Raw genomic sequence first — 13977 nt, 5'->3', positions numbered from 1 at the left:
TGCGGCAGCAAGGCGAACAACAGGCCGCCCGGCTCGAGGACAAGATACGACGCCTCCACACCCTCGACCAAACCACCCGGAACCTCTACCAGAACGCCACGCCACAATCGGGCAATGGCATGGGCCTCGGTGACCTTGCCGCTGGTGGCATGAGCAAGACTGATATGGCCGAGATGTTCGAAAACGAGTATGGCATGAGCAAGGAACAGGCCGAGCAACTGGCAGAGTTCACCATTCGCTTCCACGCATACGCTAAGGAACAGGGATGGAACTCTCAGCAAGAGGCTTACGAATACGCTTGCATCATCGGCTCCATCGGCTACGGCCCCGATTCCGGCGGAGACGGCGGTAAACTCTGGGGTATCGCTGCCAACACCATGAGCCACGACCAGCTCATTTCCATGCTCGCCGCCATTGGATATCCAAAAGGTAAGAAAGACAATCCAAAAATCGGTACCGCTGAATATTTCATTAACGACATGCTTCTCTTCCACCAGGGCAAAGACGAGCATGAGAAAATATTGAAGCATCCCGCGAAGGTTGATTTCGTGCATGAGATGGCGAGCCTGGCGGCGATGCTGAACACCGACCCGAAATCCGCCCTTTACCATGAAGGCACCAGCATCTTCATACCCAACCCTCTGAACCCGAAGATGCCGGTAAAGCTGCCTAGCAACTACCGCGAAGCGGCTACCTGGGGCGGTGACATCGCGTCCGGCAGCATGGACGCCGACGACCTGCACGCCGACATGGACGCCATCAACCTTCAACAACGCCTCACCGAACACCCCAGCCAGGATCCGATGAAGATCTTAAACGACTACAACCGCCGGGTCGAACACGACCCGCGACGAAGGGCTGACGAGTTCCTCGGCAACTACGATCCCACCGGGGGCCATGATCCAGACAAGGGCATGGCATGGCTAAAGGGCACCGCCGGGGCCCAGTCCTTCCTTCCGCCTGGTGACGTCGCCCTGGGACTCGACGCGCTCAGGAAAGGCCTCGACCCCGCCAAAACCTACCGGTTCTTCTTCCAGACCCTCGACAGGGAGCGCGGCAGATGAACGCCCGGACACCCGTCAGACGGAAACGGAAACCACCCATATGGTTCATCATCCTAGCCGTGCTGCTTTCCATCAGCCTCGCCTGCGCTCCCATCGTATGGTACTGGCGCACCTCGTTCCCTGGTCGGCACGCGTCGCATGACAGCATGGCCGCCCAAATCACCGCCCTGTTCAAGACCGATGGAAGCAAGGCCCAACAGGCCGCACAGCGAAGCGGGGACAAAGACATAACCGTCGACGCGGAACAGAACCCCATGCGGGGGGCCGGATTCCACAGCATCAGCATCACGCAAAACGGCTACACAATCCGTATTCGGGATTTTGACGTCTCCGACAAGTATGCGACACATGGCAAAGGCATCGATATTATCGGCTTCAACATGCATCGAAAAAATGATACCGACACCGGAGCCGGCATGAAATTGTCAAACGATTCCGTGTCCATAGATCAGGATGACTGTAAAGATTTTTTGTCACACACCGGATTAAAGCAGAAACAGGCTGAGCACATGTGTGAACAATCGTTGCAGTATCTTCTCAATACCCTCGCCGACAACTGGTGACAGATGTATGCAGCCCCACGCCGGCGTGGAGGACAATTCACGGTTCAGGATTCATGGTCTGTATTCGACCGTCTCTCATGGCTGAACAGCGAGACCGACAATCGTTCCGACAAGGTAATCGCATGGGCCGACGACATAGCTGGCGAATCGGCCGTCAGGCCGACTGGAACGCCGATATAGACGCTATCAACCTGAGCCGCTACATCCCAGAGCCGCCAAAATGGACCGTCAGGAAGCCGTCAGAAATTACTATATGCAGCTCCCAAAGGCGACAACCGCGCCCACCAGTTCTGCAGCAACTACGACCCAACCGGCCACCATGCCCCCAAGAAGGGGCTCGATTGGCTCAAAGCCAACGGCATGTATGTCGCTACCGCCTCACCCGGAGCCGGTGCACTCGGCCATAAAATCAGCAAGGATCAGCAACAAAAGACGTTCGACGACTTCATCGCCACACTCGAAAAGGACATCAAATGAACCAGCAGCTATTAAAAAGGCATTGGCGGCATAACGTCTGTAGAGCCGTTCTCATACTTCTCATAATTATCGTCGCATTGGTCTGTTGGCATTGGACCACAACCTTCCCAGCCAGGCACCTCCTGAACACCGACATCGTCACCCAGACAAAGGCCATGATGGGCAGCAGCGCCGGCCATGTCCAGCAAGCCATCAACCGCAGCGGCAAAACCAATATCCGGATCCAGCCAAGCGACGATTTGGGCGATGATGGAATCTTCTATATCTATGTCGAGGAGGACGGGATGTTGTTCCAGATTGGACGGCCAGACGAAATACATGGGACAAACGGCAAACTCGGATTCGAAGTAACCGTCATGCCGGATAGTCCGAAGGCAAAACGGCAATTCCAAAACCCACCAGTGTACGCTGTAACCGTAACCATCAGCAATGGCACATCCACAATCAAACGTTGCCGCGCGGAAGATGATTCCAAATACGAACATTGTTTTACTCTCAATGAGAACGACGCAAAACTGGAAAAAGCCAGCAATCAGGCGGTGTGGGACGCCGTCAATACAGCTGCTGACAACTGGTGATATTCGTCCAACTATTCGATTTGATGCCGTCAGACAGCTTTTACTCGATAATCCAAACATTACCTTGCCTTGGCCTATAAACCGATAAATCCCACAATCATGATTTCCACAACTTCGCGGTAAAACCAAGGGGCTTCAGAAATTAATCTGAAACCCCTTGGAAGCTAGCAGAGCGAGATTCGAGTGAAAACATGTCTTGTTTCGCAGGAAACATTGACCTTTCTTCGTTCATCGGCATCCGCCGCACCCCGCATCTCACCCCGTGCATACGTTTCTTCAAGATTGCATACGGGTCTACACGACACTCTGAACGATGACAGAACCTGACCAGGAATGGTCAAATCGGCATCCCGGAATCCGACAATCAGCCGCCACTGCTCAACGGTCAACACGGGGAAGAAACCGGATTCCATAGTTTTTGACTATTTATTCAAAAACTGTTATCGTGATAGCCATGGCAAGACCAAGAAGTTTTGACGAGCAACAGGTGCTCACACAGTGCGGCGACATGTTCCGCCGCCAGGGCTACGACGCGACTTCGGTCGACGATCTGGTCGCCGCGACCGGATTGAAGCGCGGCAGCCTGTATCAGGCTTTCGGAAGCAAACAGGGCGTGTTTCTGAGTGTTTTGCAAAGCGTGTTACAGAACATGCCAGACGGCACGTTGCGGAACCTTCCCGAAGACGCTGCCATGGATGAGTCCGACGCCGACGAGCCGACGACGGGGGCTGATCGAACCAGCATGACTTCGGAATCAGGTTTTACTGAAGAGGACAACGGAGAAAAACCATCTGAAATCCAGACACCTTCGAACAGCATGTTTCCAGATAGTGTCCTCACGCTCGTGGCCATCACATGTCTGGAATTGGCACCGCATGACGCAAAAGCGAGAAACCTTCTTACAGATTGGTTTTCCCGGCTCGCCCCGCCACAGAGGATACAGCTGGATGAAGCTCTTGGCCAGTGCCTACTCAAACGGGCCGGAATCGGCACCTCATCAATATATAAACCCGAAGAAACACAAAGACCTCATAAGCAGTGACAACAACCATTATCAGGAGGAAACATGACCGCAAACAGCGAAGAGCCAAAGGATACGGCGATGGGCAGAAGCAAGATCGGCAATGCCGAAATTTCCGACAGAAATACCGACACGGCAAAAGCAAGCAACACCGTAACCGTCGATGACACAACCCTGACGGTAACGGTCAACGGCCTTGACAGGCTATGGTCGTTCACCAAAGGTATGAAGATACCGCTGACGCATGTGATGGGAGCGACGGTCGATCCCGGGATGCGCCTTGCCAAGCGAGGAGCAATCCGCACGCCCGGCCTGTCGACACCCGGTAAGCACGCGGGCACATTCAAACTCGAGGACGGGGACACCGAGTTCTGGAACATCCAGCAACCCGAGCAGCCGCTGGTCATCCAGCTGCGCGGCGAAAAGTTCGACCGGCTCGTGCTGGGTGTGACCGACCCACGTGGCACCGCCGATGCCATCAACAACCATTCGGCGACAACGGAAAGATGTTGAAGCCAGCAGAAGAAAAGGTCATCGTCATGAATCTCAGAGTGTTGGTTCCAGTCGCCCTTGTGGCCGCGCCGTATGTCGTCTTTGCGCCAGGACATCTTTACAAGAGACAAGACGAAAACGAACAACCTCCATGGAACGCGTCTGAGGGATATGTCGACCTGGACTTTTAGCCTGACGGCTTGCCGGATGGTCCGTCCGATGGTGGCTCCGAGGCATTGGGGCATTTTCGCGCCGGTTGCCTTAGCGAGGAACGCGATGTAGAAGCCGCCTTGAGGTGATCCGAAGATGCCGAACCCTATCGGCAATAGGTAGGCATCCCTCTCCTCTCGATGGAGGAAACGTGCAGAAAACACTGAAGACGGCCGCGTTCCCGAAGAGTTTCCTAAAATCCCGTCTATGCATGAAATCACTATCCGCAAGGCAGTCGACGATGACGCGCCGGCCTTGCAGCACATCAATAAGACCTGCCTGGGCTACGACTATCCAACCGACTGCACGCACGAACGGCTCAAGGAGCTGCTCGCCGACCCCGGCTGCCGTGTTTTCGTGGCCGTCCAGGACGACAGCGTCGTCGGCTACGTGCAGGCCAACACCTACAAGGCGACCTACGGCGATCCGGCCGTGAACGTCATGGGCCTTGCCGTCTCACAAGCCGCTCGCGGCAACGGCGCGGGACAGCGACTGATGGAAGCCGTCGAGGCATGGGCGCGCGACATCGACGCCGAGGAGGTACGCCTCAACTCCGCCGAACACCGCAAAGGCGCCCACCAGTTCTACCAGGCCATCGGCTACAAGCTCGACAAAATGCAGGCCAGGTTCGGTAAACGGCTGCGGTAGAGACGGACGATTTATCGACCGACGGCGCCTTCGTCTTCGAAGCCGGCATCATATCTGTACTGGCGTGCAGACTACTTAGGATATTTCTGCTGCCCTCCTTGCAGAAGCGAGGGAAAACCGTCAAGCCACTATGGCAATGAGACACAATGCTCAGCAACTCGCCAGACAATTTAAGATAAGCATCCTGGATGTCGGCAACTCTGACGGAACGCGCTCGACACCAAAGGTAATCGAGCCAAACGATGAAATCCTGAAAAGGCGCCCGGACGAACCGGACGGCTTCACTTAGTGGATGCCGTCCGTGCCTGCTTCGGTAGTCCATGACCAGCAGGTAGCCGATGACAGCCACGAGCATGACATCGGTAACGATGCTGTCCGCCTTGGTAATCAAGACGGCAGCGCTTGCCCCGATGCCCCTCAGATAATCATCCCCGCCAGGTCATTTCTTTGAATCGGACAAAAATACCGTCCTTGTTTAGCCGCGCCACGGATAAAGCGGCTACAGCGCAAGCCTAAATGAATCTGGCAGCAAACGCTAGCAGCCCAACGGAGAACATGCATTATCCCAATAATCGACATTGGCACGCGCTCAACAGCCATCAGCACACACAGGCGACGCCCCAGTATCCCACATCGGTATGCACCCAGTGGCCGGTGTCGTTCTTGACCACAATCGTGTAACGACCATTAGTGGTGGTTCTGAAAACTTTCTTGACACCGCGGAAAGAACCCACATTGGAGCCATCTCCGCTTAGTACCGTGACCGTAACATCCGGACTGCTGTTGCTCACATCGACAGCAACAGCAGACTCATTCTCCTTGAGATTGACCGTTTCGCTGAATCGTTTCTCTTGGTAAGGGTAATACACCGGGTCAATCACTCTTTGTTGAATAAATTGTCCTAGAACCACAACCACAATCAGCACAATGGCAACAAAAGGAATGCCGATAGCAGTCGAAACGACCTTGTGACGTTTAACGGTGTTTCTTATCTTGCGCTTTGTCCATCGTCTGTCATATGTATTCCCCATCATCTTCCCTGATTCCTGTCAGGTATCTATGTCGCACTCATGCACGTTGGCGTGTATCCAACGGTCCGTGGCGTTCTTCGCAACAAACGTATAAGACGTCTGCGGCGGCACGATGACCTGGAGCTTGCCTTCCCGGATCGACTGCACCCGACGCCCCCTGCCATCGTAGATGGTAAGAACAACGTCTTGGCTGTCGCTGCACACGGCAACAATCACTCCACCGCCGTGTGGGTCGTCATCCGTGTTATTGAAGCTGTACACCGTTTTCTCCTGGTGCGGTCAGTAGGTCGGATCAATCACTTCCATCTTTAGATTTATGACCGGTATCGGAAGCGCTATCAGTAGAATGAAAACGAGGGGCACCCCGATAACGACAATAATCGTCTTATGTCGTCTAATGGCGTCCGCCGCTTTGCTCTTCTTGCCATTTCCGGTCATTTGCATCGATTTCTTTCTGAATTGCGTCCTGATCGCCAGGGTTGACTTCCCGATTCTGCAGCATGACGTATTCGCCTCCTCCAAAACCGCACGTCAACTATAGGGCTCGCACTCATGCACATTGGAATGGGCCCAATGACCAGTAGTATTCCTCGCCTTGAACGTGTACTTCGTCTTGCCGGGAACGCTAAGATGCCATTCAAATCCGGGCCCACCAATGGAAGAGTCGACCTTGTGTCCCCTGCCGTCGTAGATAGTGACCGTGACATCAGGGCTTTCATTGGCCAGACACATCAGCACTCCATCCTCACTATACGAAGTATCAACACTATTCACAGTTTTCTCCTGATATGGCCAGTAAGTCGGATCGATAACCTCCATCTTCAGATTCACCCCAAGAACCAGCAGCACGACCAACAGGATCAGGACGAGAGGAATACCGATGGCCACAATAGCCGCCTTATGCCGTTTAACAGCAGTTCGCATCCCACGCCTTTCCATACTTTTGACTAAGCTCCCAATCCTTATGATTTATACTTCAGCTGTAGGTGTCGCATTCATGCACGTTAGCATGAGTCCAATTGCCAGTAGTGTTCTTGGCAACGAATGTATAGGTCGCCCCCGGAGGCACAACGACCTGCAAATGTCCGACACTGTTGAAAGACCGGATTTGGCGGCCTTTGTCGTTGTAAATCGCGATCCTTATATCCGCACTGTCATTACATACAGCCGTCAATGTTCCGTCATCACCCGGGTCACCTCGATTCTCTACCTTGGACACAGTCTTCTCCTGATGCGGCCAGTAGGTCGGATCAATCACATCCCACTTCAGGTTTATGACCGGTATCGGAAGCGTTATCAGTAGAATGAAGGCCAAGAGCACACCGACAGCGACAACAATAGCCTTATGCCGCCTAATGACGTCCGCTACTTTGTCCTTCTCGCCATTTCCGGTCATTTGCATCGATTCCTTTCTGAATTGCGTCCTGATCGCCAGGATTGACTCCCCAATTTTTTCGTATGTTGTCTTTGTCTCCAGTAAAATGAACTCTTTTTTATCGTGGAGCATCTGACGCATATAGCCACCTCATGCATCAACAGATAACCCATCCCCGCTAAGAGAAATCAAAACGAAAACCAAATCCGTTGGGATGCCAATGGCAACAACTAGCGGCATATGCTGTTTAACGGCCATACGAATTCTCGGCTTTTCCTATTGCCCTCCATATAACATTATTCCTTTTATCATTGCATCCAAGTCGATGGAATTGTCTAACATGCGCAGCCTACTAGCAAATCGGCGAACAGGTATCATCCGAGTAATCGATATGTGCAGTAATCCAACGGTCGGTATTGTTCTTGACAACGATTGTGTAGTGCTCACCGACCACTGTCTTCCAATTCCTCTTCACGCCGCGGAAAGACCCGTAGCTAACGCCGTCATCGCTCTGAACCTTCACTGTTACATCAGGGCTGTCACTGCTCACATAGAGCGAGACACCTTCAATCAGCTCAATGCGGTTTTTCACATTGAACTGCTTCTCCTGATACGGATAATAAATGGCGTCGAACGTATAGTACTTGATAGCCGCAAAAGAAAACCAGAACACAAGCAGCAAAACGGGAACCAGAAGCACGGCAATAATCGAGGTTGCCACCTTGTGACGTTTAACGGTGTTTCTTATCATGTGTTTCGTCATAGTCTTTGATTCCTTTGTCAATATCATCGGAATCTCCTTGGTTATCACCATGGAAATTGAGCTGGAACCTACCTAAATCGGACAGTATCTGTGCTCCACCTGCACCGGTATGCAACGTTCCTGAATCGAAGCCGACGCTACTGCCGTAATAGCCATAAAGATAGTTGCCGAGAAAGTCCGAAGACGGATAACCGTTGTTCTTCTCATCCGGCGGATTGCCATCCCATCCTCTCGACCAAATAGAGTAATTGTCCTTCCCATAAGGATGACTTTTCAAATCCAATGGATGATCCGTTTGCACCATGTTGTAAAACTCCATTAAATCGTTTTTGGACGAAATCCTAGCGACATCATCGCCGAGGCCCTGTGCAGCAACACGAATGTTGACATGCGTATTATGCAGTACTTTGGAAAGCTTCTCGTCAGCTGCAATAATCTCAGGATCATCGGCTACGAGATGATATTTTTTGCCGGGATGCAATTTTTCGTATTTTTCTTTTGCCTCATCATATGCTTTCCTGGCCTTGGCATATTCATCGAAAGCGCCAGGAGCCAAAGAATGTAGCCAGTCTTCGTAGACCTGCTCAATTTTTTGGGCCTCGTCTTCGGGCTTGAGATTCGGATCATCCTGAATCTCCGTGACCTTGACCCTGTAGGAAACAGGAAGAGTATTCGGATCCAGACCGGATTTCAGTTTGTCGCCCCGCAAGGTGTCTAGCCAACTCATATCTGCACCGGGCGGGAATATGATTGACCCGTCGGCGTTGGCGCGTGTACTGTTGATAGCCTTCACGCCCCGCATCGCGTCCTTGAACGCCTGCAAGCTGTCCTTGAACAATGGAGCCGTATCGTCAGCGAAAGCCCGAAGCGCAGCCAATTCCTCATCATATTCGGTTTTAAGTTTCTGCAAATTGTGAAGTTGCTTCTGCAGCTTTCCGTAGTCCGTCCCCAAAGCCTTTGCATCCTGCGCTGAAGAGCCGGCGGTTCCCATCGAATTGAGCTTGTCCTGATCCGTCTTAATCTTTTGCTGCACGACATCGATCATATGGTTTGTGTTGTCGAGCTGTTTCTGGACCAAGTCGCCGTCGATGTGGGTGTCGACCGCGCGTATCTCGCCGTCAGAGGCTCGGTATGCGTTCAGATCGTTCTGTATGTCTTCGACGGCCTCGTGGAGCTTCTGCACCATTGGGTCGATATAGGCGACGAACATTCCCCTGCCGGCCGTGTACGCCGCCCCCTTCAGCGTTCCCGAGTTCACAGTGTCCACAAGATGACCACTGCCTTTTAAAAGCCGCCCGAACACCTCGCTGGCACCTTTCAGGTCGGCTTGCAAGGCATTCATCAGAGCGTCCGAATCACCGGAATCATAGACTACCATCGAGAATCCCTTCTTTTCTTCTTGAGTTCGTCGGCCTCTTCCTCCAGGCGCATCGAAGTGTCCAAACAGTATCTGTTGACTTCATCGCTATGCTGTTCCGCCGACTCACGCACGTTGCGCTCCACGTCCTCTATGACGGCCAATTGTTCCTGCTTGCGTTGCGAAAGAGTAACACCGGCATCTTCGTAGAGCTGCCGCGTTCGCCCCGCAAGCGTCGAGAACTCCTCGACGAACTGCTCATCGCGAGCGTTCTCACGCCAGCGCAGACTTTCCAAATCCTCCTGTTCGGAAGTGATCTGACGAATGCGTTCAGCCCGTTTCAAATCTTCTTCCTCATCATCGGAAGGTTTCGAATGAACAACAGAATTCCCCGAATAGTATCCCATAACGCTTTACCTCACTTCCATCGCTGCGCGGCGGCTTCGTCTCGTTCCTCGATGACATGCGCAATCTGCGGGAACTTGTTGGCCTGAGACAGAACGCAAGAGACTACATCAGAAACGTCACCCATCAACGCGTTGCACAGACTCGCCCCAGCCTTCATAGACGCGACCGTGGCCGACCCCATGGTCACCGACTGGTTCGCAAAACCCGACGCATCAAGACCCGTCAGTTCGCCGATTGCCTCTTGAGCTGCCACAGCGCTCGATTTGATTTCCCCTTTGGCCATACCATATCTTCCGATCCATAAACAGAAACAAAAGTTATATCAGACTATCGTATAATAATTATTAGCAATATTTTCGATTAACTCTTTTTTGCACCGCTCACTCACAAAAATCAGTCGAACTGCACATCCTCTGCACATCTTCAGACATCCCATTCAGCGTTGAGGGTTACAGACGGCAGAAGTGCGAAAATTAAGCATGGGTTAAATGTCGAGATATCGGAGTCATTGCCAATAATTCTCAAAACAAAAAGGGTTTCAGGTCGAAACCTGAAACCCTTTGACAGCGGACAGGGCGAGATTCGAACTCGCGGAGGATTGCTCCTCAACGGTTTTCAAGACCGTCTCTTTCGGCCGCTCAGACACCTGTCCATGTTGCGATCAACGGCTTACACCGCAAACGCAACGAAAAAGATTATAGCAACCGCCCGCAGACAGCAGACGCGCACCCTTCCGGCGATCATCGAGCATTTGCGCCATAAACAAGCCACTGCTAACATCCAAGTGGCTCAAAAACGGCGAAAACACAGGGACACACCACAAACAGGCCACTCACAAAGTTCCAGCGGCCCAAAAATGGCGAAACCACAGAAAAGCGCCATAAATAAACCGCCCAATGATTGTCAACGACTTATTTATAGCGCTTTCGGATGACGAAAGACTGGGGCTAAAGCCTCAGGCCTCCCACTTGGTGGGCTCGATGACCTCGCGGCCGCCCATGTAGGGACGCATGGCCTTCGGAATCTCGATAGAACCGTCCTTCTGCTGATGGTTCTCGAGGATGGCGACGAGCCAGCGCGTAGTGGCCAGAGTGCCGTTCAAGGTGGAAACTGCGCGGGTGGATCCGTCTTCCGTACGCTCACGAATGTTCAAGCGGCGAGCCTGATACTCGGTGCAGTTCGAGGTGGACGTGAGCTCGCGATAGCGACCCTGCGTCGGCACCCAAGCCTCGTTGTCGAATTTGCGTGCAGCGGAAGAACCGAGATCGCCGGCGGCGGTGTCGATGGTGCGGTAAGGCACTTCGACCTTGGCCAGCATCTGCTCTTCCATGCCGAGCAGCTGCTTGTGCATCTCGCGGGAGTCCTCCTGTTTGCAGTAGACGAACATCTCCACCTTATCGAACTGATGGACGCGGATGATGCCGGAGGTATCCTTGCCCGCGGCACCGGCCTCGCGGCGGTAACAACTCGACCAGCCCGTGTACTTCAGGGGACCGTTGGAAAGATCAAGAATCTCGTTTTCGTGCATGCCCGCGAGCGCCACCTCGGAGGTGCCGACCAGATACTGATCGTCAGGTTCACGCAGGCGATAGATCTCGTCCGCATGCGAGTTCAAAAAACCGGTTCCGGCCATGACTTCGGGGCGCACCAGCGTAGGCGTGATGGCGAGCGTGAAGCCGTTCTCCTCGGCCTGATCGACGGCCATGGTGAGCATGGCGATCTGCATGCGGGCGACGGCGCCGCGCAGGAAGTAGAAGCGCGATCCTGAGACCTTCACGCCGCGGCGCATATCGATGCCGGCCACGCCGACACCCAGCGTCAGGTGGTCCTTGGGTTCGAAGCCTTCGGCCTTGAAATCACGCGGAGTACCGACCTTCTTGACCACCACGTAATCATCCTCGCCCCCTTCGGGAGCCTCGGGCTCGACGATGTTGGAGAACTGCCACATGGCCTTGGTATAGGCCTCGGCGGCGTCGTCCGAAGTCTTCTTGTATTCGGAGACTTTGTTGGCCAAATCCTTGGTCTGTGCAATCAGCGCGGCCTTCTCGTCCGGGGCGGCGGTGGCGACCTTCTTGCCCATCGCCTTCTGGCTGGCACGCGCCTCCTCGTACGATTTGAGGGCGGCGCGGCGGGTCTCGTCCTGCTTCAAAACCTCGTCGACAAGCTCGACGGATTCCCCACGCTTGCGTTGGGATTCACGCACGACGTCGGGATGTTCACGAATAAATTGGATATCTAGCATGACTTCAAGCCTACTTTCTCAAAGGGACACCTATGGTCGGGCTGCAAACCCGCCCTTGGACCCTCCGTTTCTGATTTATTGACATAGATAAATATGAATACCCATTATCCGTATTTACCATTTATTGCAATGTATTATTGCAATATATTTTGTAATCACAGCACTGTTGTTATCCGTCACAAGAACAGTTCCACGATGTTGTAGAAGATCGCGGTGACGGCAATGAGACCGACCACGAAAATGAACACGTTGCTGGCCTTGCCCTTGTACTTCTGCAAGACCGGCACCTTGTGGATGGCATACATCGGCAGGAGCATCAGCACGAAGGCGATCAGCGGGCCGGCCATCGTCTCTAGCATGCCGATCACGGAAGGGTTGGCCCAGGCGATGAACCAGCAGGCGAAGAACATGATGGCATTGACCGCCACACGCAGCGGGCCGCGCTTGATGACGCGATTCCGTGTCAGCGCCACCTTGCGGATTATGCCGCCAAGCCCCTCTTCGACGCCAAGATAATGGCCGAGGAACGCCTTGAAAATGCAGAAGAAGGAGGTCAGCGCCGCCACCCAGGAGATGACTGGACTGTTGAGGATATTGGCCAGATAGCTCAGGATGGAAACGTTCTGCACCTTGGCCTTGGCCAGGCTCGCCGGGTCGAGCGCCAGATCGCTGGAAATGACGAAGAACAGGACGACGGCGACCATCATGGGCTCCCCCGCCTTCAAAATCTTGATGGCCTTGCGTTCCGCGTATTTCGCGCTGTATTCCAAGCGGACGTTCACGGAGAAGGAGGAGACGATGGCGGAATGGTCGAAGGTGAGCACGATCACCGGAATGAGCAGCCACAGGTTCAAGACCAGCTTGCCAAGGTCGAGACCGCCGGCCGCGTTCTGCGGATAGCTGGTGAGCATGGAGGGGTTCCAGCGCGGGATAAGGTAGAGCGCGAACAGCACCAGCACCGCGATGACGGGCCACGTCATCCAGCTCATTACCCGGGTGACGATGGTGGTGCCGCAGGTGACGATGACGATGAGGATGGCGATCAGAATCAGGGAAAGCACCCCACGCGGCGGCGCCGGCATGTGCAGCTGATTGACGATGAAGCTTTCGGCGGTGTTGGTGATGGAAATGGAATAGACCATCAGCAGCACGAAGATCTGCGCGAAATAGATCAGCGTAAAGACCATGCCGAAACCGAAACCGAAATGCTGCTCGACCACGTCGGTGATGTCATCGCCCGGGTTCTTGGCGGAAAGCACGAACCGGCACATCGCCCGATGAGCGAAATAGGCCAGCGGGAATGCGATGACAATCGTCAGCAGCAGACCGAGCGTGCCGACCCCACCTACGTCGATGGGCAGGAACAGTACGCCGGCACCGATGGCCGTGCCGAACAGGCTCAGCATCCAACGCACGTCCTGGCCATGCCATTTCAGCGCGTAGGCTTCACTGACCTGCTTTTCCTTGGGTATTTCGGCCTCCGCATCTTCCGTTCGTCGTTTTGCTGGTTGCTTTTGTTGCGTTGCCATGAGGTACCACTTTCTGATGTTTTGTTTCTTGGGATATTGATTCGGATTCGCTTCAATCTAGGAAACGGCCCGATAACGGAACAAAACACCACGCATTACCGGGCAGATAACCTTGCCGATGCGGAATGCGATATTGGGGTGTTAACGAAGTTCAGACGATGAACCCGAGATATCGCGACCGGCGACGACCGACGACGATCGACGAGCCGAGCGCGAAAC

Annotated in this window: 18 protein-coding genes and 1 tRNA gene; 8 read left to right on the top strand and 11 right to left on the bottom strand. The window is 53.8% G+C overall.

What is annotated here, in order from left to right; all coding sequences use genetic code 11:
- The 8 genes from PT279_RS02730 to PT279_RS02695 all read left to right on the top strand — a co-directional run.
- The coding region (locus PT279_RS02730) for a hypothetical protein (RefSeq protein WP_277165158.1) at positions 1–1064 on the top strand (1064 nt) is incomplete at its 5' end.
- 146 nt (positions 1065–1210) lie between these two features.
- Positions 1211–1627, top strand: a complete 417-nt coding sequence (locus PT279_RS02725) for a hypothetical protein (RefSeq protein ID WP_277165156.1) — start codon at positions 1211–1213, stop codon at positions 1625–1627.
- A gap of 473 nt (positions 1628–2100) precedes the next feature.
- On the top strand, positions 2101–2682 hold the full coding sequence (locus PT279_RS02720; protein WP_277165154.1) for a hypothetical protein: 582 nt from the start codon (positions 2101–2103) through the stop codon (positions 2680–2682).
- Positions 2683–3100: 418 nt separating this feature from the next.
- Positions 3101–3724, top strand: a complete 624-nt coding sequence (locus PT279_RS02715; protein WP_277165152.1) for a TetR/AcrR family transcriptional regulator — start codon at positions 3101–3103, stop codon at positions 3722–3724.
- A gap of 24 nt (positions 3725–3748) precedes the next feature.
- Positions 3749–4216, top strand: coding sequence for a hypothetical protein (locus tag PT279_RS02710; protein ID WP_277165150.1), 468 nt, complete (start codon positions 3749–3751; stop codon positions 4214–4216).
- Positions 4210–4386, top strand: coding sequence for a hypothetical protein (locus PT279_RS02705; protein ID WP_277165148.1), 177 nt, complete (start codon positions 4210–4212; stop codon positions 4384–4386). The genes PT279_RS02710 and PT279_RS02705 overlap by 7 nt, the downstream gene beginning before the upstream one ends.
- A 226-nt stretch (positions 4387–4612) precedes the next feature.
- Positions 4613–5053, top strand: a complete 441-nt coding sequence (locus tag PT279_RS02700) for a GNAT family N-acetyltransferase (RefSeq protein WP_277165146.1) — start codon at positions 4613–4615, stop codon at positions 5051–5053.
- A gap of 301 nt (positions 5054–5354) precedes the next feature.
- Positions 5355–5504, top strand: coding sequence for a hypothetical protein (locus tag PT279_RS02695; RefSeq protein ID WP_277165144.1), 150 nt, complete (start codon positions 5355–5357; stop codon positions 5502–5504).
- A gap of 148 nt (positions 5505–5652) precedes the next feature.
- Here PT279_RS02695 and PT279_RS02690 read toward each other — a convergent pair whose 3' ends face one another.
- The 11 genes from PT279_RS02690 to PT279_RS02640 all read right to left on the bottom strand — a co-directional run bounded on the left by PT279_RS02690 (position 5653) and on the right by PT279_RS02640 (position 13758).
- Positions 5653–6087, bottom strand: a complete 435-nt coding sequence (locus PT279_RS02690; RefSeq protein WP_277165142.1) for a hypothetical protein — start codon at positions 6085–6087, stop codon at positions 5653–5655.
- Between the two features lie 15 nt (positions 6088–6102).
- Complete coding sequence (locus PT279_RS02685) at positions 6103–6345, bottom strand: hypothetical protein (protein ID WP_277165140.1); 243 nt, start codon at positions 6343–6345, stop codon at positions 6103–6105.
- Positions 6346–6615: 270 nt separating this feature from the next.
- Complete coding sequence (locus PT279_RS02680; protein WP_277165138.1) at positions 6616–7008, bottom strand: hypothetical protein; 393 nt, start codon at positions 7006–7008, stop codon at positions 6616–6618.
- Between the two features lie 52 nt (positions 7009–7060).
- Positions 7061–7600 carry a hypothetical protein gene (locus PT279_RS02675; RefSeq protein WP_277165136.1) on the bottom strand — a complete coding sequence of 180 codons (540 nt, stop codon included), beginning with the start codon at positions 7598–7600 and terminating at the stop codon, positions 7061–7063.
- A 211-nt stretch (positions 7601–7811) separates the two neighbouring features.
- The gene (locus PT279_RS02670; RefSeq protein WP_277165134.1) at positions 7812–8222 is read right to left on the bottom strand and encodes a hypothetical protein; all 411 of its coding nucleotides are present in this window, start codon (positions 8220–8222) and stop codon (positions 7812–7814) included.
- Positions 8191–9564 (bottom strand): polymorphic toxin type 44 domain-containing protein, encoded by a 1374-nt coding sequence (locus PT279_RS02665; RefSeq protein ID WP_277165132.1) that lies wholly within the window; start codon positions 9562–9564, stop codon positions 8191–8193. The genes PT279_RS02670 and PT279_RS02665 overlap by 32 nt, the downstream gene beginning before the upstream one ends.
- Before the next feature lie 29 nt (positions 9565–9593).
- Complete coding sequence (locus PT279_RS02660; RefSeq protein ID WP_277165130.1) at positions 9594–9923, bottom strand: hypothetical protein; 330 nt, start codon at positions 9921–9923, stop codon at positions 9594–9596.
- Positions 9924–9997: 74 nt separating this feature from the next.
- Entirely contained in the window at positions 9998–10270 is a 273-nt protein-coding gene (locus tag PT279_RS02655; RefSeq protein WP_277165128.1) for a hypothetical protein, read from the bottom strand.
- A gap of 284 nt (positions 10271–10554) precedes the next feature.
- Positions 10555–10639: transfer RNA gene (locus PT279_RS02650), tRNA-Ser, on the bottom strand.
- Between the two features lie 303 nt (positions 10640–10942).
- On the bottom strand, positions 10943–12229 hold the full coding sequence (gene serS, locus PT279_RS02645) for a serine--tRNA ligase (protein WP_277165126.1): 1287 nt from the start codon (positions 12227–12229) through the stop codon (positions 10943–10945).
- A 176-nt stretch (positions 12230–12405) separates the two neighbouring features.
- Complete coding sequence (locus tag PT279_RS02640; protein ID WP_277165124.1) at positions 12406–13758, bottom strand: aromatic amino acid transport family protein; 1353 nt, start codon at positions 13756–13758, stop codon at positions 12406–12408.
- Between the last annotated feature and the right edge of the window lie 219 nt (positions 13759–13977).

Origin of the sequence: Bifidobacterium sp. ESL0784 (assembly GCF_029433295.1) — a bacterium.
Lineage (GTDB): Bacteria > Actinomycetota > Actinomycetes > Actinomycetales > Bifidobacteriaceae > Bifidobacterium.
The sequence above is the reverse complement of the archived record's forward strand: the minus strand, read 5'-3'. Positions and strand labels throughout refer to the sequence as shown.

Coding starts and splice junctions, on each gene's coding strand:
- PT279_RS02725 (WP_277165156.1), top strand. CDS start 1,211: ATGGCCGCCCAAATCACCGCCCTGTTCAAGACCGATGGAAGCAAGGCC.
- PT279_RS02720 (WP_277165154.1), top strand. CDS start 2,101: ATGAACCAGCAGCTATTAAAAAGGCATTGGCGGCATAACGTCTGTAGA.
- PT279_RS02710 (WP_277165150.1), top strand. CDS start 3,749: ATGACCGCAAACAGCGAAGAGCCAAAGGATACGGCGATGGGCAGAAGC.
- PT279_RS02705 (WP_277165148.1), top strand. CDS start 4,210: ATGTTGAAGCCAGCAGAAGAAAAGGTCATCGTCATGAATCTCAGAGTG.
- PT279_RS02700 (WP_277165146.1), top strand. CDS start 4,613: ATGCATGAAATCACTATCCGCAAGGCAGTCGACGATGACGCGCCGGCC.
- PT279_RS02690 (WP_277165142.1), bottom strand. CDS start 6,087: ATGATGGGGAATACATATGACAGACGATGGACAAAGCGCAAGATAAGA.
- PT279_RS02680 (WP_277165138.1), bottom strand. CDS start 7,008: ATGCGAACTGCTGTTAAACGGCATAAGGCGGCTATTGTGGCCATCGGT.
- PT279_RS02675 (WP_277165136.1), bottom strand. CDS start 7,600: ATGCGTCAGATGCTCCACGATAAAAAAGAGTTCATTTTACTGGAGACA.
- PT279_RS02670 (WP_277165134.1), bottom strand. CDS start 8,222: ATGACGAAACACATGATAAGAAACACCGTTAAACGTCACAAGGTGGCA.
- PT279_RS02665 (WP_277165132.1), bottom strand. CDS start 9,564: ATGAATGCCTTGCAAGCCGACCTGAAAGGTGCCAGCGAGGTGTTCGGG.
- PT279_RS02655 (WP_277165128.1), bottom strand. CDS start 10,270: ATGGCCAAAGGGGAAATCAAATCGAGCGCTGTGGCAGCTCAAGAGGCA.
- serS (WP_277165126.1), bottom strand. CDS start 12,229: ATGCTAGATATCCAATTTATTCGTGAACATCCCGACGTCGTGCGTGAA.
- PT279_RS02640 (WP_277165124.1), bottom strand. CDS start 13,758: ATGGCAACGCAACAAAAGCAACCAGCAAAACGACGAACGGAAGATGCG.